The organism is Spirosoma spitsbergense DSM 19989, assembly GCF_000374085.1.
GTDB classification, from domain to species: Bacteria; Bacteroidota; Bacteroidia; order Cytophagales; family Spirosomataceae; genus Spirosoma; species Spirosoma spitsbergense.
The window spans coordinates 1-3,194 of sequence record NZ_KB893485.1 but is presented as its reverse complement, the minus strand read 5'-3'; the positions used below and the strand labels follow the sequence as shown (position 1 = coordinate 3,194).

At 46.0% G+C, this 3,194-nt stretch carries 1 protein-coding gene; it reads left to right on the top strand.

All coding sequences use genetic code 11. From position 1 onward, the window contains the following. Positions 1-679: 679 nt before the first annotated feature. Positions 680-2,980 (top strand): tetratricopeptide repeat-containing sensor histidine kinase, encoded by a 2,301-nt coding sequence (locus B157_RS35050; protein ID WP_020603352.1) that lies wholly within the window; start codon positions 680-682, stop codon positions 2,978-2,980. Positions 2,981-3,194: the final 214 nt, after the last annotated feature.

Below are 3,194 nucleotides of genomic sequence, written 5' to 3'. Positions count from 1 at the left end.
TAAAGAGAGTCTTAAAAGCCGACGCAAGCTGGCGGGCTGGGACGACAATTATCTGATCAAGTTACTCACCCTTTTTTAAATGCGTTCAACCTGTTGGAACTAATACATGCTTGTGTACTGCCACAATTGACAGGCATTAAAAATTAATCCATCATGATGTTGTCTAAATTTTATAAACGCCGAACTATTAAAAGAACCATTTCTATTTGAATCATGGCTTCGGAAACTTTCAACGACCGCACCCAATTAACACTTAATCGACGTTAATTAGTCAACTAAGCGAATGTGCGCTCCAGGGTTCCAGCGTTAAGGCAACAACACGAACATCTTTTTGGGAAGTGGCACACGTGAGAATGAGTCAGCAAGAGGAAAAGTAATGGCAGAACGCCTTAGCCTGGGTGGTGTGTGGCTAAAGTCAAGCTAAGGATGCTTTCTACTAATTGACAGATACTGATGATGGCAGGCCTTACCTTCGCGTAGCCGTTCAGTATGTATGATGCTGTTACGAGGATTTAGGGAGTAGTTGGGAAGGAAAATCTCTTTCCAACGTTAAGCGGGACTTCAATTAACCCACTGCGAGGAACCATTCGTTCTGGTATTAGTTTGGTGAAGCCAATTGGCTCCGTACATCAGGAAATGCCCATTTATCTGCTATAAAATTGACCACCCATTGAGCTCCATGAATTTGATAATATTCGCTTTACTGTTCTGGTTTTTCGGTCAGCTCTCATGGGCGCAGTCGCCTGTGTATCAGATAGACAGTTTACGCGAGCAGTTGATCAGGAGCAAAGCCGATACCAACCGGGTGAAGCTATTAATTGACCTAAGTTATCGCTACGTACATAGGCCTGGTGAAAAAGCAAGCGATCTAAATTGGGCGTTACTCTTCGCCAGACAGGCTATAACCCTTAGCCGTTCCTTACAGTATTACAAAGGCGAAGGGAGAGGCTATCTGATAACGGCAAAAGCCCTCCGGGAAAAAGGAGACTGGCAACAGGGGAAGGCCTATGCCGGACGGGCTTTATTTCTGTTTAGAAAATACGACGAACTGGCGCAATTGGGTCACGTTTACTCCGAACTGACCCGCTATTATTCCAACACGGCTTTGGACGTTTCGTCGAAAATCAATCTTAACCGGCAAGCTTTGTCATTGTTTAGTCAGACAGGCGAAACGAAAAAAGAAGCTGAGTTATTGAAAGAGCAAGGCGATTTGCTTCAGTTGCAGGAAAACTATCGCCAATCATTGAAGGAGTTACAGCGTGCCCTGATATTATACCGCTCTATAAGCCATCCTGACGTTGATCAGGTTTACGATTTACTTGGATTTGTGTCCACAAAAATCGGTGATTACAAAGCAGGCTTGGCGTATGGTTTACAGGCAGTCAAAACGGCTCAATTGCGGGGTAGCACAGACCTGCAACTCTGTACTATTTATAACCGACTGGGCACAACTTACCAGGCACTGGGGCAGTCTGGGTCAGCGCACATTTGTTTCCAAAAGTCATTGGATATTGCGTTAATCTATAAACATGCCCCATCAATCATATATATTTCCTGTAACATTAGCTCCTTATTAGTGAGATCCGGTAAACCCCGGAAAGCACTCGTTTTTCTCCGTAAGATTGCTGCCAGGTATCCTCCGACTGATTTTGAGAGTCGTATCATCCTGGCGACTCGTTTTATGGATATATACCGCAGTTTGCACCAATACGACCGGGCGCAGCCTTATTTCGAGCAGGTAATAAAGCTTACCCAAGAAGACGGGGCCGGTAGTCCGGGCCGGACTTCTACTTACCACTCAGTCATTGGATTTCTCCTCGCCAGCGGGCAGTACGGGTCTGCCCAAAAATATTTGACTATCAACCACCAGCTTTGCCTTGAACAAGGTTCAGCCATCGCCTTAGCTGACAATCATTTACAAAGGTTTCAGTTGGATTCAACTCTGGGGCGTTATCCTTCGGCTATTGTTAATTTTCAACGGTATGTACGTTTACGGGACTCGCTATTTACCGAAAGCAAAAACCACCAGATTGCCCAGTTAGAGATTCAATATCAAACCGCAAAGAGAGACCAGGATTTAAAACTGAAGGAAAAAAACATTCAATTACTGACTGAGCATGGAAAACTACAACAGCATCGATTGGATCAGGCCCAACTGATCCGCAACGGTACCCTGGCCGGAGCCTTCTTACTAATATTAGTGCTGGGAGTGGGTTATAACCGGTATCGGCTCAAGCAAAAGAGCAATCAGCTACTGGAGAATAAACAGCTTGAAATTAACCAAAAGAATAACTCTCTGGAAACTGTATTGTACGAAAAAGACACCTTGCTGGAGGAGAAAGAATGGATGCTCAAGGAGATTCACCATCGGGTCAGAAACAACCTTCAGATCGTTATGAGCCTACTGAACTCTCAGGCCGCTGCCCTTCAGGACAAGGCAGCTCTGTCGGCCATTCAGGAGAGTCAGCACCGGGTGCAGGCCATGGCCCTGATCCACCAGAAGCTCTACCAGTCCGAACAAATATCCCGGGTAGACATGACCTCTTATATTAACGATATGGTCGATTATCTGCGCGATTCGTACGCCCAGCCCAGGCCGGTTAGCTTTAACCTGTCGATAGACCTTTTGGCGTTGGACGTAACCCAGGCTGTACCGTTGGGCCTGATCATCAACGAGGCCATCACCAATGCCCTCAAATATGCTTTTCCCGATGGCCGTTCCGGGACGGTAAGTCTCTCGTTGCATCAGGTTACAAGCGGGACCTACGAGTTGACGGTTGCTGACGATGGGGTCGGCTTACCGGTGGGTTATGCTCCTGAACGGAGCCGTTCGTTAGGTATGTCGCTCATGTACGGCCTTTGTGAGCAGTTAGGTGCATTGCTAACGGTCACTAGCCCACCTGGCGTAACAATCAGTTTGCTATTTACCGATGAGCGATTTATTATGACCAATAAAGGCGACGGTGATGAGATTGTATAGTAGTATTATAACACCGTTGTAACACCTATACAAAGCCTTAAAATGAGAAAGTTTTAGGATAAAACAGTGTTGCTTTCCCTAAAAATATTCGGGGTTTCATGAACTATAAGACCCTGAGGGGGTGCAATTCAAAATGTCGCTATGCGGCCATCGCATAGTTGATTGGCTCAATCTGCTGACGAACCAAATTCCATCGGTTGCTCATCAGGCAAAC

Coding starts and splice junctions, on each gene's coding strand:
- B157_RS35050 (WP_020603352.1), top strand. CDS start 680: ATGAATTTGATAATATTCGCTTTACTGTTCTGGTTTTTCGGTCAGCTC.